14 protein-coding genes are annotated in these 15,166 nt (G+C 77.0%); 5 read left to right on the forward strand and 9 right to left on the reverse strand.

Annotated features, from left to right (window positions below; translation table 11 throughout):
* The 5 genes from AB0C69_RS11080 to AB0C69_RS11100 all read right to left on the reverse strand — a co-directional run.
* A partial coding sequence (locus tag AB0C69_RS11080) for a hypothetical protein (protein WP_360352561.1) occupies window positions 1-1,524 on the reverse strand: 1,524 nt, incomplete at its 3' end.
* Window positions 1,521-3,740: a hypothetical protein gene (locus AB0C69_RS11085; RefSeq protein ID WP_360352563.1), complete on the reverse strand. Its 2,220-nt coding sequence runs from the start codon at window positions 3,738-3,740 to the stop codon at window positions 1,521-1,523. The genes AB0C69_RS11080 and AB0C69_RS11085, both read right to left, overlap by 4 nt.
* A gap of 2 nt (window positions 3,741-3,742) precedes the next feature.
* Window positions 3,743-5,002, reverse strand: a complete 1,260-nt coding sequence (locus tag AB0C69_RS11090) for a hypothetical protein (RefSeq protein ID WP_353835365.1) — start codon at window positions 5,000-5,002, stop codon at window positions 3,743-3,745.
* Window positions 5,002-6,942, reverse strand: a complete 1,941-nt coding sequence (locus AB0C69_RS11095) for an HD domain-containing protein (protein WP_360352566.1) — start codon at window positions 6,940-6,942, stop codon at window positions 5,002-5,004. The genes AB0C69_RS11090 and AB0C69_RS11095 overlap by 1 nt, the downstream gene beginning before the upstream one ends.
* A 32-nt stretch (window positions 6,943-6,974) precedes the next feature.
* Window positions 6,975-7,493, reverse strand: coding sequence for a YbaK/EbsC family protein (locus tag AB0C69_RS11100; RefSeq protein WP_360352568.1), 519 nt, complete (start codon window positions 7,491-7,493; stop codon window positions 6,975-6,977).
* 100 nt (window positions 7,494-7,593) lie between these two features.
* Here AB0C69_RS11100 and AB0C69_RS11105 point away from each other — a divergent pair, with 100 nt between their 5' ends.
* From AB0C69_RS11105 to AB0C69_RS11115, 3 genes are read left to right on the forward strand one after another with little or no spacing between them, the layout of a single operon-like run.
* Window positions 7,594-8,286 (forward strand): GntR family transcriptional regulator, encoded by a 693-nt coding sequence (locus AB0C69_RS11105; protein ID WP_360352570.1) that lies wholly within the window; start codon window positions 7,594-7,596, stop codon window positions 8,284-8,286.
* Window positions 8,283-9,668 carry a hypothetical protein gene (locus tag AB0C69_RS11110; RefSeq protein ID WP_360352572.1) on the forward strand — a complete coding sequence of 462 codons (1,386 nt, stop codon included), beginning with the start codon at window positions 8,283-8,285 and terminating at the stop codon, window positions 9,666-9,668. The genes AB0C69_RS11105 and AB0C69_RS11110 overlap by 4 nt, the downstream gene beginning before the upstream one ends.
* Before the next feature lie 5 nt (window positions 9,669-9,673).
* Window positions 9,674-11,470, forward strand: a complete 1,797-nt coding sequence (locus AB0C69_RS11115) for a GMC family oxidoreductase (protein ID WP_360352598.1) — start codon at window positions 9,674-9,676, stop codon at window positions 11,468-11,470.
* 6 nt (window positions 11,471-11,476) lie between these two features.
* Here AB0C69_RS11115 and AB0C69_RS11120 read toward each other — a convergent pair whose 3' ends face one another.
* The 4 genes from AB0C69_RS11120 to AB0C69_RS11135 are packed head-to-tail and all read right to left on the reverse strand — an operon-like array spanning window position 11,477 to window position 14,373.
* The gene (locus tag AB0C69_RS11120) at window positions 11,477-12,124 is read right to left on the reverse strand and encodes a response regulator transcription factor (protein ID WP_185023742.1); all 648 of its coding nucleotides are present in this window, start codon (window positions 12,122-12,124) and stop codon (window positions 11,477-11,479) included.
* Complete coding sequence (locus tag AB0C69_RS11125; protein WP_345171863.1) at window positions 12,115-13,293, reverse strand: histidine kinase; 1,179 nt, start codon at window positions 13,291-13,293, stop codon at window positions 12,115-12,117. The genes AB0C69_RS11120 and AB0C69_RS11125 overlap by 10 nt, the downstream gene beginning before the upstream one ends.
* A complete protein-coding gene (locus AB0C69_RS11130; RefSeq protein WP_360352575.1) occupies window positions 13,277-13,933 on the reverse strand; it encodes a DedA family protein in 657 nt (218 codons plus the stop codon). Before AB0C69_RS11130 ends, AB0C69_RS11125 begins: the two co-directional genes overlap by 17 nt.
* Window positions 13,888-14,373 (reverse strand): hypothetical protein, encoded by a 486-nt coding sequence (locus AB0C69_RS11135; RefSeq protein WP_360352577.1) that lies wholly within the window; start codon window positions 14,371-14,373, stop codon window positions 13,888-13,890. The genes AB0C69_RS11130 and AB0C69_RS11135 overlap by 46 nt, the downstream gene beginning before the upstream one ends.
* 111 nt (window positions 14,374-14,484) lie before the next feature.
* Between AB0C69_RS11135 and AB0C69_RS11140 the strand changes: the two genes are divergently transcribed.
* Window positions 14,485-14,853 (forward strand): type II toxin-antitoxin system RelE/ParE family toxin, encoded by a 369-nt coding sequence (locus tag AB0C69_RS11140; protein WP_345181657.1) that lies wholly within the window; start codon window positions 14,485-14,487, stop codon window positions 14,851-14,853.
* Complete coding sequence (locus AB0C69_RS11145) at window positions 14,853-15,152, forward strand: helix-turn-helix transcriptional regulator (protein WP_360352579.1); 300 nt, start codon at window positions 14,853-14,855, stop codon at window positions 15,150-15,152. Before AB0C69_RS11140 ends, AB0C69_RS11145 begins: the two co-directional genes overlap by 1 nt.
* Window positions 15,153-15,166: the final 14 nt, after the last annotated feature.

Here is a 15,166-nt window from a genome sequence, read left to right on the forward strand (position 1 = left end):
GCGGGCGCCGCCCGCGGCGTCCGCCGCGGGCAGTCCGGTCACCCAGCCGAGCAGGTCGGCGACGGCGGCGGGCTCGGTGTCGAGGCCGGAGGCGAAGTACCGCACCTCGGCGGCGACCTGGTCGAGCGTGCGCACCGTGTTGCCCAGCCCGACGCGGTCGAGCCATTCGCGCGGGCCGGCGTCCGGGTCGAGACCGCGCCCGATCTCCGTGCGCAGCAGCAGGTCCGTCTTGGTGACGACGACGGCGACGCGCTTCTGCCGCCCCTGGTCGGGACGCGAGCGCAACTCGTTCAGCACCCGCTGGAGGGTGTCGGCCGGGTCCTCCTCCGACGAGGCGGCGGCCTCGTCGACGAGCTCCCTCTCGTCCCCGGTGAGCGACCGGCGGAGCTGGGGGAGCGCGAACGGGTCGACGACGAACAGCAGCGCCTCGCTGTGGTCCAGGTAGCGCAGCGACTCGACCTCCGTCGCGCCCGTGTAGTGCTCGCCCGCGGGGTCGAACAGGTAGAGGATGCGCCGCGCGCGGCCCGGCAGCTCGACGTCCACCATGGTCGCCAGGGGCAGCTCGGGGCCGGTCTTGGCGAGGCGCCCGCCGCGCTGGAACTCACGTATCGCGCCCGCGTACGCCTGCGCGTGCCGCTGCTCGACAAACGACAGCCGCCCGTGGACCGCGCGGGCCCGCGCGTGCAGGGCCCGGATGCCGAGGACCATGAACGTGGTCTTGCCGGCGGCCGGCCCGCCCACGAACGGCAGCGGCTCCACGCGGACGCGCCCGATGCGCTCGGGCAGCCGCCCGCCGCAGTGCGGGCAGTACGCGGCCAGCCGGAAGCGCCCGAGCGGGACGGTCGTGGGAAGCCGCGCCCCGCAGCGGCACACATGCCGGAACGCGCCCCCGGCCCCCGGCGAGAGGCGCCGGTGCCGCGCCCCGCAGCTCGGGCACGCGTACTCCGGCAGCCCGATCCGCTCGTAGCAGAAGGGGTGCGGGCACGTCTGCAGGATGCGGGCGTACCCCATGAAGACGCGCTCGACGGCCGCCAGGACCAGCACGCACGCCAGCCACGACGCCAGCCCGACCGCGGCGACCACCCCGTAAAGGATCGTCAGCGCGAGGACGAACACCGCCGCGGGGACGGCGGCGGCGACGATGCCCGCGCACAGCGCCAGCCAGACCGGGAAGACGAAGAAGCCCCACGGGCCGCCGAGGAGCGTCCGGGTCAGCCTCAGCACGACGCCCCGGGCCGTCCGGTACACCTGCGGGACGACCGTGCGGCTGATCGTCCACCAGTCGCGCCACACCTGGCCGAGCAGGTAGTGCCGGTAGGCGACGGCGGGCTCGGCGACCGGCGACGGCCCCTCCAGCGTGGACGGCGCCAGCGTCCGGCACGCGTGCAGGCAGTACAGGCCGAGCGCGGCGGCTCCGGCGACGACCAGCGTCGCGGCGAACAGCACGGGGAACACGTACAGGAATCCGAGCCACATGGCGCCCGCCCACACGGCGATCAGCAGCAGCACGATGACGGGGTTCACGGCGCGCCCTCCGCGAGAAGGGCCCGCAGCTCGGCCCGCAGCTCGGGGCGGCGCGCCAGATGGGAGTCGAGCTGCCTGGCCGCGAGCCACCGCCGGGCCGCCGCCCGCGCCCACGCCTCCAGGGACGGCTCGGCCGCGCCGTGCCCGCGCAGCCGCAGCACCACCTCGACCAGCTCGTTGCGCCGCTCGACCTCGCCGCCGCGCAGCGGCGCCCGGCCGGCGCGGACGCGGCCGGGCAGCTCACCCGTCCACCGCTCCGCCAGCCGCGCCCGCACGGGGGCGGGCGCGGCCGCCAGCAGCTCCGCCCGGAACCCGGGCGGCCGCAGGGACAGCCGCCGCGCCGCGTCGGCGAACGCCTCGCGGGCGAGGAGCCCGGTGGCGCCGCCGGCGTCGGCGAGGCTCTCCAGCGCCCGCGCGGCCCGCGGCGGGCCCGCCGTGATGGCCGTCCCGTACGCCTGGACGAGGGCCGCGTCGCGTCCGGCGCGCCCGTCCGGCATGAGCTCGCGGACCCGCTCGGCGAGCCGCAGGGTCGCCGGGTCCGTGAGGCCGTCGCCGCCCGTGGAGGCGAGCCGCGCGAAGGTCCGCGACGGCAGTTCCGCCAGCGCCGGGGGCGGCGGCGCGGACCCGCAGGCGTCCAGGAGGTCGAGGCACGCGGAGGCGGACGGGGGCGTCGCCCAGAGCCCGCGGAGCGCGTCGCCGATGTCCGCGCCGCCGCCGTCGAGGCGCAGCAGCTCGCCCGTCACCGCGACCCGGCGGCCGGGATGCCTCCGCCCGACCGACGCCAGCACGGCGACCGCCACCTCGGGCGCGGCGCGCAGCCGTCCGGCGTGCTCGTAGAGCAGGTCGCAGGTCCCGGCGGTGAGGGCGGCCGCCCGGTCGCCGGACCCGGCGAGCCCGGCGACGATCCCGTCCAGCAGCGCGTCCCGCAGCCCGGCCGGGCGGCCGGCGAGCGCCGCCTCCGGCTCGGCGAGGCCGCCCCGGACGCAGCGCGCCGCCGCCGCCGCCACCTCGCCGGGGTCGGCCGGGACCCCGGCCCGCTCCGCCACCTCGGCGGCCTCCGCGACATCCGTCAGGCGGGACGCCGCCGTGAGCCTCTCGGAGACCAGCGCGCCGACGCGCCGCGCGCACCGGCCGGCGAGGTCCGCCGCCCCGGCCGCCCGCGCCCGCCCGTGCACGGCGAGGGCGAGATCGAGGCCCATCGCCGGGACGCCCGGCGCGAGGTCGCGCCACACCCAGGCGGGGACGGCGGTTCCGCGCCGCGCCAGCAGCTCCGCCGCCGCGCCCTGCTCCTCCGGCGTCACGCTCGCGTCGCCCCGGCACAGCGCCAGCAGCGCGGCGGCGCCCTCCCGCGCGGGGTCGTCCGGCGGCGCCAGCTCGGCGAGGGCGTCCAGGCCGCCGAAGTCGCGGGCGCGCCAGCAGCGGGCGACGGTCCTGGCGAAGCGGCTCGCCCCGCCGTCCGGGACGCCGTCGCGGAGGTCGAACGCGGACGCGTGCGAGGCGTGGTTCTGGGCGCCGGCCCAGACGGCGGGCGTCGTGCCGACCAGGCGCTGCGCGGCGCCGTCCGGGTCGGCGGTGTAGGTGACGAACGTCAGCCGCGCCGCCGCCGCGACCGGCAGCGAGTACGACACGACCGCGATCCAGCGGGCGATCGCCTCCACGTCGTCGGCGACGAGGACGACCCGCCCGTGGCCCCGCAGGAGCACGCCCGCGACGGCGTCCACCAGGAGGGCGAGCCGGGCGTACGGGTCGCCCGGACCGGCGGAGGCGAGCCACCCGGCGAGGGCCTCCGGATCGAGCGCGGATCCCGGCGTCAGCTCCTCCAGCGGGTCGAGGTCGGGCCCGGGCGCGGGCAGCGGCGTCCAGTGCGCGGCCTGCCACAGCTCGGCGGGCCGCAGCCCCTCCAGCTCCTCGGGCTCGGCCACCACCGCGTGCGCGAAGAAGTTGCCGTAGCGGCCCGAGTAGTCGCGGCCGAGGTAGCGGCACCGCAGCAGCAGGGGGCGGCCGTCCACCTCGTCGTACAGCAGCGAGACGGGGAACAGGTCGAGCTCGGCGTCGCCCGGCGACAGCGGCGCGTCCGGCGGCGGGCGGTACGACAGGTACGGCGTGACCGCGGCCCGCGTCCCGTCCGGCAGGCCCGGCGTCTCGGCGACGAACTGGAACCCGGCCCGGCCGGTGGGCCCGCTCCGGGCGGAGGTGTAGTGCAGCTGCCAGGCCACCGCTACGCCCCTCCCGGCCGGACGCCGTCGAGCATCCCGAACCGGTACAGCAGCCACAGCAGCGGATCCTCCGCCCGGTATGGCCGGACGCCGCCCGCGCCGACGCGCCCCTCCTCCGGGACGCCGCCGAGCGCCGACAGGCCGAACAGCGCGTGGTCGGCGTACTGCTGCCCGAGGTAGGTGTCGAGCCGCCCCGCCTGCCAGTCGTGCAGGAGCGCGCGGACCTGCTCGTTCACCGCGTCCCGGTCGTCGAGGTCGAGGACGCCCTGCCCGGAACGCGACCGGTGCAGCGCCGACTGGCGCAGCAGCCCCGGCCGCAGCACGTCGATCTTGGTGAGCGCGACCGCGACGGGAACGGGCAGCGGCTCGCCCGGACGGGTGCCGTGCCGCAGCCGCAGCGCCTCGGTGACGCGCGCGATGACGTCCAGCGGGTCGCCGTCCGGACCGTCTCCGCCGGGATCGTCCCCGGCCGCGCGCGGGCCCGGCACCGCGTCGAGCACGCCCGGCCGCGCGCCCGGCAGCTCCAGCGGGTCGACCAGGAAGATGATCGCGTCGGCGGCCTCCAGGTACCGCAGGTGCAGGTCGGTGGCCTCGCGGCTGCGCAGGTCCTCTCCCGCGGTGTCGAACAGCACCAGCGCCAGCGAGTCGTTGCGGGGCCGGGCGAAGCGCCCCTTCCGGGTCCGGGTCCGGGTGAGCAGGTAGACCAGCGGCTCGCGCGGGCCGGTCGCGGCGCTCGGCGTCGTCGGCAGCAGCCGCCGCTCCTCCAGCAGCGGCCGGGCGAAGTCGCGCTTGTACCGCTCGATCGTCCGGTCGTCGCACGCGACCAGCGACGCGTCCAGCTCCGTCCCGACCCGGTTCATCAGCTCGTGCAGCAGGACGGCGATGTAGGTGCTCTTCCCGGCGTTCTTCGCCCCGACGAGCGCGACGATCCGGCCGGGGGAGTCGCAGTACGCCGACGGCAGCGGGTTGTGGCACTCGGGGCAGGCGCGGTTCCCGGTCGGCACCCCGCACCCGGGGCAGTCGGCCCGGCCCTTGCGCCCGGGCGCGGCGAACACCGGCGGCAGCGACGCCCCCGCCGTCGACCCGGTGTACTCGGCCAGCCGCTCGTCCAGGACGGGGACGCAGCCCTGCCGGCGCCCGGACTGCCCCCGGCACCGGAACAGGATCCGCTGCGGAGCGACGGACGCGAAGCAGTAGGGGCAGGTGATGCCCTGCCGGGACGGCACGCCGGGGATTCCCACCCGGGCCAGGGGTCTCGTCATCAGGAAACCTGGAGTCGGCGGACGGGGGGATCGCTCAGCTCGACGGCGTCGTCGTCGGCGAAGCAGCGCAGCCAGTACGGGCCTGACGCGGACGGGGCGCCGAGCGACAGCTCGCCCGGCACGGGCACCCCGTCCCACGCGCCGAGGGTCTCGCCGTCGGCGGCGCGCTGCGGCATCACCCGCCCGGCGCGCAGCACCAGCGACAGCCGCGCCACCCGCAGCGGGCGGGACGAGTGGAGCCGGAGCGTCAGCGTCCGCCGCCACGGCGGACCCGACCGCAGCACGTCGTAGTGGACGACCGTGCGCGCCGCGACCTCCGCGGTCGCCGGCGGCCCGGTCATCCGCGCGCCGCCCACCGTCCCGGCCGCGGCGACGGACAGCTCGACGGGCGCGTCCTCGGGGACGGGCAGCCGGATGCCGCCCTGGGTGTCGTAGGCGGCCCGGGTGACGCTCTGCGCGGCCTGGACCGGGACGTGCGCGGAGTCGCCGGACCGCGCGGCCTCCGCCCCGGCGGCCCGCCCGATCCGGTAGGCGACCTCGACCTCCGCGACGTCGGGCGGCCAGTCGAACCCGACGTGCACGTAGGCGCCGCGCCGCTCGGCGACCAGCCGGCGCGGCGGCGGCAGGTTCACATGCCGGTGGTAGGCGCCGATCGCGGCCGTGCCCTCCGCGACCGTCACCGCGAGCAGCCACCCCCCGGCGCCCGGCCGCACCGCGAGCCCGCCCTCCGTCTGCGCGCACGCGAGCCGCCGCGTCTCCCGCCGCACCTCCTCCAGGGGGACGAGCGCGCTGCGCGGCCACGGCGGAGGACCCGGGCAGAGCACCAGCTCCACCGTCCCGTGCGCGGGCGGCGCGAACCGGGCCCGCACCAGCCCGGGGTCGGCCGCGTCGGTCCCGGCGGCCAGCTCGTACACCGGCTCGGGCGGCGCGCTCGGCGTGGCCGACGCCCGCACCCCGTCGGTGACGACCTCGCGCCCGGACGCGTCGAGGTAGACGGCGGCGATCCGGTAGTGGTGCGTCCGCCCGTTCGGGACGCGCTCCCGGAACCCGTCCCGGCCCGCCGCGACGTCCTGGCCGTCCCGCGCCACGACGACCCGCACCGCCTCCGCGGGGCACCGCCAGCGGCCCGTGACCTGCCCGTCCCCGGCGGTCAGCTCGACCTCGCCCGGCTCGGGCCGCACGACCACCGGCCCGGCCACCGCCGGCGCCGCGGCAGCCTCGCCCCGCACCGCGACAACCCCGTAGTACAGCGGCACGTTGACCGGGGGGCGCGCGTCCAGCGCCCCGCCGACGGCCGTGCCGTCGCGGACGTCGCGGGGAGCCCTGCCCGTCCGCCGCACGACGTGGTGGACCACCTCGCCGCCCACGGGGTAGGCGGACTGGAAGGCCAGCCGCCGGTCGGCCCCCGCGGCGATCCGCTCGCAGATCTCGTCGAGGTCCATGAAGGCCTCCCATTCCGCCTGGCCGGACGCGGCGGCGAGCACCTCCACGAGTCGCTGTTCGAGACCGGTGATGCGCTGCCCCTTCCAGATCGCGTCGGCGAGGCTGACGAGCAGGTCGTCGACGCCGGCGCTGGGGTCCTTCCAGGACGCGTGGGTGCGGGCGAAGCGCGCCAGCCGCTCCTCGACGCCCCGCTCCCGGAGCAGCGCGTGCCCGGCGCGCTCGTGCTCGGCGCCGGGACCGGACAGCTCGGCCGGGTGCAGCGCCTTGCCGATGTCGTGGGTGGCGGCGCCGAACAGGACGGCCTCCGCGTCCACGGCGAGTCCGGGACGGCGCTCGCGCGCCCAGTCGACCAGGTCGGCGGCCACGTCGTGGACGGCCCGCAGGTGGGCGGCCAGCCGGGGCGGGGCGTCGAGGTCCTCCAGGAGGCGGGCGGCCCGCTCCGGCAGCGGACGGAGCCCGGGTTCGGTGAGCGCGCGGCGCAGGATCGGCGAGGGCATCCCGGCACGGTAGCGGCTTCCCGGCCCTCCCCCTACTGCGCCAGAGCGATGACCTCCGCTCCGGGGAGCCCGGCGAGGGCCTTGCCCGGCACGAGGATCTTCGATCTGCGCAGGCCGCTACCGATGACGACGTGCGGGGCGGCGGCGACGGCCTCGTCCACGAGGATCGGCCAGTCCGCGGGGAGGCCGACCGGGGTGATGCCGCCGTACTCCATGCCGGTCAGGGACGTCGCGTCGGCCATCGGTGCGAAGGAGACCTTTCGGGCGCCCAGGTGCTTGCGGACCACGCCGTTGACGTCGGCGCGGCCGGTCGCGAGGACCATGCAGGCGGCGTGAGCGACCTCGCCCCCGCGCTTGGCGGCGACGACCACGCAGTTGGCGCTGACGTCGAGGGGGACGCCGTAGCGCTCGCAGAACGCCGCCGTGTCGGCGAGGTCCGGGTCGATCCCGGCGGCCTCCGCGCCGGGAAGGCCGCCGATCGCCGCGGCCACCGGGGCCGCCAGCAGTTCGCGCCGTTCGTTCGCGGGTCCCCAGTCGAGCGTGCCGACCATGTCTCATCCCCTCTCGTGATGCCCCCACCCTGCCACGGTCTTGACGGCGGAGCTCGAGCGTGGTCCAGTGGCTCATCCACTCATCCTCTGGAGGTCATCGGTGCCGTCCTCCCCGATCCCCCGCGACACGGTCGTCGACGCGCTCGTCGACCGGCTGCGCGACGACGTGCTCGGCGGCCTCTACCCGCCCGGCTCCTACCTGCCGCCGGAGCGCGACCTCGCCGCCGGCTACGCGGTCACCCGGACGTCGCTCAAGCACGCGATCGTCCGGCTCGCGCAGGCCGGCCTGCTGGAGACGCGGCACGGCGTGGGGACGCGTGTCCGCGACTACGAGCGGCTGGGCGGGCCCGAACTGCTGCCGATGCTGGTCAGCACCGTCGGCACGGCCTGGATGGCGGAGATCTTCGAGGTGCGGCGCGAGGTCGGCGCGCAGGTCGCGGCCAAGGCGGCGATCCACGCGACCGCCGAGCAGCGGGCCCGGCTCCGGGAGCTGGCCGCGCGGGTCGGGGACGCCGCCGGAGCCGACGAGGCCCAGCTGGCCGAGTGCGAGGTCCACCGGGTCATCGCGGCGGCCACCGGCAACCGGGTCTACGGGTTCATGGTCAACGCCCTGCTGAACGCCTACCTCGCCGTCCGGGAGGGCTTCACGCACGCCTTCGCCGACCCGGCGGCGGCCGCGGACCGGCTCGCCCCCCTGGTCGACGCCCTGTGCGACGGCGACGCCGCGCGGGCGCGCGAGGCGGCGGGCGCGTACTTCACCGAGACCGAGTCGGTCATGCGGGGCCTGCGATGAGCGCGCGGCGCACGGTCTTCGCCGAGGTCATGGAGGGGTCGCTGCGGCTCGCCGGGGAGGACCGCGACCGCCCGATGCGGCTGGAGCTGACCGCCGACCTGCCGGGCGTCCTGCGCCCCTGGGGCGACGCGGAGGGGGCGCTGACCGGACGCGTCCACGTGCCGGGCTGGGCGGACGACCCGGCGGCGTCCGGGCGGCTGCGGGTGGCGCCCATCGCGGCGCGCCGGATCCGCTACACGCTGGGCTTCACCGCCGTCGACGGACGCCGGCTGCGCCTGGACGGCTGGAAGACCGTCAGCGCGCGGCGCCCCGTCCGGTCGATGACGTTCCTGCCGCTCACGGTGACCGGCGAGGACGGGACCGTGGTGGGTGAGGCGCGGCTGCGCTTCCACCTGCGCCGGGACCTCGCCCGCTTCCTCGGCGGCTTCCGCTTCCCCGGCCCCGATCCCCTGCGGTCGCGCTGGCGCGGGCAGGCGGGGCGACTGGAGGTCTGGTACACGACGCTGACCGACCCGGCGACCGGGACCGGCGTCTGGATCCACCATGAGCTGGTCGCGCCGGACAGGGGCGCGGCGGACGCGGGCGCCGCCCGGGCGCACGGCTGGGCCGCCGTCTTCCCGCCCGGCGAGGCGCCGGTGCTCGGGCGGTTCGGCCCGGAGCAGTGGAGCGCCCCGGAGGACGCCGTGTTCGCCGCCGGGCCCGTCGAGCAGACCGGCGGGCGGCTCACCGGCACGGCCGGGGCCGTCGCCTGGGACCTGCGCGAGTCGGGAGGCGGAGCGCCGCTCTACACGTTCCCGCGCTGGGCGTGGGAGTCGGAGCTCCTGCCCGCCGCGCAGATCGTCCCGAAGCCCGCCGCGGCGTACGACGGCGTGGTGCGGTTCGGCGACCGCGTCCTCGACCTGGCCGCCGCGCCCGGCGCGTCCGCCCGCGTCTACGGGCACGGGAACGCGCGGCGCTGGGCGTGGCTGCACGCCGACCTCGGCGGCGGCGACGTGTGCGAGATCGTGGCGGCGGTGTCGACGCGCCCGGGGCTGGACCGGCTCCCCCCGCTGCCGTTCGTCCGGCTCCGGGTGGACGGCGCCGACCTGGCCGCCGGCGACCCGCTGCTCGCGGCGCTGCGGCTGCGCGCCCGCATCGGCCTGCCGGTCTGGACGGTCCACGGCCGCATCGGCGACCGGCGCCTCCACGTGCGCGTGGCGCTGCCGCCCGGGGAGACCGTCGCGGTCGACTACGCCGACCCGGACGGCGCCCCGGCCGTCTGCCACAACTCCGAGCGCGCCGACGTCCGGATCGCGCTGGCCCGGCGGGCGGGACGCGGCTGGGAGACCGAGCGCGAATGGCGGCTGGACGGCACCGGCCACGCGGAGGTGGGGCTGCGGTGAGCGCGATGACCGGCACGGTCGCCGCGCTGCTCGGCATCGAGGACGCCGGCGACCTGGCGCGGGTGTCCGCCCGCGCGGAGGCCATCGGCCGGGCGCTCCCGGCCCCCGCGCGGCTCGGCCTGCGCGCGGGCGCGGGCGCCCTGGACGCGCTGTCCCGGCTCGCCACCGGTCACCCGCTTGACGCTCTGGACCCCGACCGCCGCGACGCGTTCTGCGCCCTGCTGACGTCCCGCGAACCGGCGGCGCGGCTCGTGGAGGCGCTGAAGATCCCGCTGCTGCTCGCCGCCGGCACCGAGCTGCTGCCGCTCCCCCGGACCTCCGGCGACCCGCGCCCCGACGCGCCGCTGGACTGCACGCCCTCGGACGGCTGGCCCGCCTGCGCGACCGCCGACGCCGTCGTGATCGGCTCGGGCGCGGGCGGCGCGATGGCGGCGCGGACCCTCGCCCGGCGCGGCATGTCGGTCGTCGTCCTGGAGGAGGGCCGGCGGTTCACCGTCGCCGAGTTCCGCGACCGGCCGCCGCTCGACCGGTTCCTCGACCTGTACCGGGACGGCGGCTCCACCGTCGCGCTCGGCCGCCCCCCGGTGCTGCTGCCCCAGGGCCGCGCGGTCGGCGGGACGACCGTCGTCAACAGCGGGACCTGCTACCGGACGCCGGACCGCGTCCTGCGGCGGTGGGCGGCGCTCGGCGTCCAGGTCGGGGGCTTCGGCGACCACCTCGACGAGGTCGAGGCCACGCTGCGGGTCGCGCGGCAGCCGCTCGGGCCCCTCGGCCGCAACGGGCTGCTCGCGCTGGAGGGCGCCGAGCGCCTCGGCTGGCGCGCCGGGCCGCTGCGCCGCAACGCGCCCGGCTGCGTGGGCAGCGGGCAGTGCGCCGCCGGCTGCCCGCACAACGCCAAGCACGGCGTCCATCTGAACGCGCTCCCCCAGGCCTGCGAGGCGGGGGCGCGGATCGTCTCCCGGGCCCGCGTCGAACGCGTCCTCGTCGAGCGCGGCACGGCCACCGGCGTGCGCGCGCGCCGCCCGGACGGCACGGCCTTCGAGATCCTCACGCCCCGCGTCGTCGTCGCGGCCGGCGCCCTGGAGACACCGCTGCTGCTGAGGCGGTCGGGCATCGGCGCGCATCCCGAGCTGGGACGCGGCATGGCCGTCCATCCCGCGACGAACATCGCCGGGCGGTTCGCCGAGCCCGTCGTGTCCTGGTCGGGGGTGATGCAGAGCGTCGGCGTCGAGGAACTGCACGGCGACGGGATCCTCATCGAGGCGACCGCGAGCCCGCCCGGCATGAGCTCGTTCCCGCTGCCGGGCGCGGGACGGGCGCTGCGCCGCGCGCTGCGGGACGCCGACCGCCTCGCCGTGCTCGGCGCGATGATCGCCGACGCCCCCTCGGGCCGCGTGCACGGCGCCCGGCACCGCGCGCTCGTCCGCTACGACCTCGCCCGGGAGGACGCGGCCCGGCTGCGGCGGGCGCTCGTCGCGATGGGCCGGATCCTGTTCGCGGCCGGCGCCGAGGAGGTCCTCACCGGCCTGCCCCGCCACCCGGTCGCCCGCGACGAGGCCGAGCTCACGCGCGCCGCGGCCATGGCCTCCGCCGGCGACCTGCACCTGGCCGGGTTCCACCCGACCGGGACCGCGAGGCTCGGCGCCGACGCCGCGCGGGCGCCGGTCGACCCGGCCGGGCGGCTGCGCGGCGTGCGGGGCGTGCACGTGGCCGACGCGTCGGTCCTGCCGACCTGCCCCGAGGTGAACCCGCAGCTCACCATCATGGCGATGGCGCTGCGGATCGCCGAGGGGATCGGGTAGGCGCCGTCAGGAGCCCAGGTACCGCAGGACGGCCAGGACCCGGCGGCTGTACCCCGTCGCGTGCGACAGGTCGAGCTTGTCGAAGATGGCGTTGACGTGCTTCTCGACGGCGCTCTGCGAGATGTGGAGGTGCGCGGCGATCGAGGCGTTGGTGTGCCCCTGCGCCATCGTGTCGAGGACGTCCCGCTCGCGCGGGGTCAGGCGCGCCAGCGGGTCGCCCTGCGCGCCGTGCGCGGCCAGCAGCCGGCGCACCACCTCCGGGTCGAACGCCGCACCGCCCGCTCCGACGCGCTCCAGGGCGTCGAGGAACTCGTCGACCTGCGCGACCCGGTCCTTCAGCAGGTAGCCGACGCCCGCGGTGTCCGCCGTGATCAGCTCGGCGGCGTAGCGCTTCTCCACGTACTGCGACAGCACGAGCACCCCGACGCCCGGCCAGCGCCGCCGGATCTCCAGGGCGGCGCGCAGCCCCTCGTCGGTGTGGCTGGGCGGCATCCGGACGTCGACCACCACGACGTCGGGCGGGCCGGCGGCCACCGCCGCGATCAGCGCGTCGCCGTCGCCGACCGCCGCCTCCACCCGGTGGCCCTCCTCGGCGAGCAGCCGTACCAGGCCCTCGCGCAGCAGCGTGGAGTCCTCCGCCAGCATCACCCGCACGGCAGCTCCGCGGTGATCACGGTCGGGCCGCCGCGCGGGCTGTCCACGGAGAACGTCCCGTCCAGCGCGGCGACCCGGCGGGCCAGCCCGGCGAGCCCGCCGCCGCCCGGGTCGGCTCCCCCGTCCCCGTCGTCCTCGATGCGCACGCCGATCATTGTCGCCGATCCCGCCACGGCCACCCGCACGGACGCGGCGCCGGAGTGCTTCGCGGCGTTCGTGACGGCCTCGCAGACGACGAAGTAGGCCGCCGTCTCGACCGCGTGCGGGGGCCTGCCGGGGACGTCGTACTCGATCGCCACCGGCAGCGCGGACCGCTCGGCCACGGTCTCCAGCGCCGCCCGCAGGCCCTCGCCGTCCAGCGCGGCCGGGTAGACCCGCCAGGTGACCTCCCGCAGGTCCGCCAGCGCCCGCTGCGACTCCTCGTGGGCCTGCCTCAGCAGCTCGGCCGCCCGCTCCCCGTCGCCGGCGCGGCGGGCCCGCCCGATCAGCATGCCGAGCGCCACGAGCCGCTGCTGGACGCCGTCGTGCAGGTCGCGCTCGATGCGGCGGCGCTCGTCGTCCACCGCGTCCACCACCTGGGCCCGCGTCACCGACAGCTGCGCGATGCGGCGCTCGTACTCCTCCAGCGGGCTCGGCCCGAGGCAGCGCCTGGCCACGCTCCGCTCCATCGCCGCGACCCCGACCAGGCCCTGGACGGCGAGGAAGAGCAGCACCACGCCCGCGACGGCCGTGTAGAGGACGATCCACCAGGTCGGCGGGATGCCGTCCAGATGGTCGCCCGTGATCCACCAGCCCACCGCCAGCCGGACCGCGGCCGCCGCCCCGTAGGCGAGCAGCAGCAGGATCACACCGCCGAGCAGCCCCACCGGCACCCGCAGCACCAGGTACGCGAGCGCCTTCAGCGGGCCGTACCGGACCGCCCGGTCCTCGCCGAGGAACGCCCGGAGCCTCCAGAGCTCCAGCTCGGCCAGGAGCTCGGCGCCGTCCGCGACGGCCGCGGGCACCTTCCGGCGCCCGCGCGAGAACGCCATCGAGTACGCCATCAGGATCGCCGCCACCGCCAGCAGCACCAGCTCCGCCGCGGCCGTGACCGCGCCGAGCAGCAGGCCCGCCGCGGCCCGCGCCGCCGCGCGCGGCCCGCCGCGCGGCACCTCAAAAGTTGCGATCACGTGTGAGCTCTCTCGCCTCCGCTCGACGGCTCCCGCCCGCCTCCGCTCGCCGATTCCCGCTCGCCTCCGCTCGATGGGCCCCCGGCCCAGGCCGCGCGGACCGGCGGGACTTCACGATACGTACGGCGACGAACGCCACCGCCGCCAGCCCGACCAGCGCGACCACGGCCTTGGAGTAGACGCCGACGTACTCCTCCACGGTCCGCCAGTTGTCCCCGAGCCCGTACCCGGCCAGCACGAACACCGTGTTCCACAGCAGGCTGCCGAGCGCGGTGTACAGCACGAAGGTCGCCATCCTCATCCGCTCGACCCCGGCCGGGACGGAGATCAGGCTGCGGAAGATCGGGATCATCCGGCCGAAGAACACGGCCTTGGCGCCGTGCCGGGCGAACCACGCCTCCGTCCGGTCCAGGTCGTCGAGCTTGACCAGCGGCAGCCGGGCCACCATCGCGCGGATCCGGTCCCGCCCGATCAGCGCCCCGATCCCGTACAGGGCCAGCGCCCCGGCCACACTGCCGGCCGTCGTCCACGCGAGCGCCGCCACCAGGCTCATCCGGCCCTGCGCGGAGGCGAACCCCGCCAGCGCCCCGGCTCCTAGAGGCCGCGCGGGACGGGCCGGAACCCCTGCCCCGCGAGCCACGCCCGTGCCGCTCCCCGCCGGGCGTCCTCCCCCTCGGGCAGGACGCCCGGCGGAACGGGCAGCCCCTCCGCCTCGTCGGCCGGGAGCACGTCCCCGCGCTCGGGATCGAGCACCTGGAAGCCGTCCTCCATCGCCGCGGCGACCGCCCCCAGGTCGACGGGAAGCGGAGCCAGCCCGGTCGGCGCCCCCACGCCCAGGGCGGCGGCGAGCTCGTCCGCCAGCTCGGCGTCGCCGGGCAGGTCGCGCTCGTTCAGCTCCTCCAGGCACGCGAGGGCGAGGGACCGCGCGTCGCGCCCCTGCTCCAGGGCCGCGACGAGGACGTCCCCGGCGTACTGGAGCACGGGAGCCAGCGGACGGCCCCGGAGCAGCTCGGCCTCCCCGAACCCCTGGTGCGCCGCCGCCCGCAACCGCGCCAGCGCCTCATCGCCCCATTCCGTCACGCACACATTTGTACAGACAACCTCTGACACGCGCGCTCGATTCATTGCCCGTGCGGCCTGGACATTGCGAACGGCGACGACATACCATCAATGAAATATACCTTGGAGGGTATGTTCGAGATCGAGATGGAACCCGAGGTCGTCGCGTGGCTGGACACTCTGACCTTCGTCCAGTACCAGCGCGTCATGCGGAACGTGGACGACTACCTTGTGGACCGTGGAGACCTTCTCGACGGCAACCACACCCGAGCGTTACGAGCCGGCGTTCGTGAGTTGCGTCTTCACTTGGAGGACACCACGTGGCGGATCACCTACTGGCTGCCGACGGCCCGCGGACGCCTCATCGTGTTGCTGACGGCTTTCCAGAAGGTTCGCAATGGCTCCCAGCCGCAGGATGTCGAAAGGGCGGTCTTCATGCGAAGAATCTGCGAGTCGTCCCACTTGGCACCCACAGGGCACGTCTATGAAAGGAGCGAGTGATGGCCGGGCATAGCGGGTGGCGGGCCTACCGCGCGAAGCGACTGCGGGAGGAGACCGCGGCCCATCCCGAGTACGAGCAGGCGGGGCTCGACCTCCGCCTCGGTGACATGGTGCACGAACGCCGACTCCGCCTCGGGCTCACGCAGGCGGTCGTCGCCGAGCGCGCCGGCATCACCCAGCCCGCGCTCTCGCGGCTCGAAGGGGGTGGCGGAATTCCCACCCTCGCGATGCTGGACCGCATAGCCAGGGCCATGAACACCACCTTCACGATCACTGTGGGAGAGGACGCGGCGGCCTGACCTCCATCAGGATC

The sequence above is a fragment of the Actinomadura sp. NPDC048032 genome (genome assembly GCF_040653175.1).
Classification (GTDB): domain Bacteria; phylum Actinomycetota; class Actinomycetes; order Streptosporangiales; family Streptosporangiaceae; genus Spirillospora; species Spirillospora verrucosospora.

Coding starts and splice junctions, on each gene's coding strand:
- AB0C69_RS11090 (WP_353835365.1), bottom strand. CDS start 5,002: ATGACGAGACCCCTGGCCCGGGTGGGAATCCCCGGCGTGCCGTCCCGG.
- AB0C69_RS11095 (WP_360352566.1), bottom strand. CDS start 6,942: ATGCCCTCGCCGATCCTGCGCCGCGCGCTCACCGAACCCGGGCTCCGT.
- AB0C69_RS11100 (WP_360352568.1), bottom strand. CDS start 7,493: ATGGTCGGCACGCTCGACTGGGGACCCGCGAACGAACGGCGCGAACTG.
- AB0C69_RS11110 (WP_360352572.1), top strand. CDS start 8,283: ATGAGCGCGCGGCGCACGGTCTTCGCCGAGGTCATGGAGGGGTCGCTG.
- AB0C69_RS11115 (WP_360352598.1), top strand. CDS start 9,674: ATGACCGGCACGGTCGCCGCGCTGCTCGGCATCGAGGACGCCGGCGAC.
- AB0C69_RS11140 (WP_345181657.1), top strand. CDS start 14,485: ATGTTCGAGATCGAGATGGAACCCGAGGTCGTCGCGTGGCTGGACACT.
- AB0C69_RS11145 (WP_360352579.1), top strand. CDS start 14,853: ATGGCCGGGCATAGCGGGTGGCGGGCCTACCGCGCGAAGCGACTGCGG.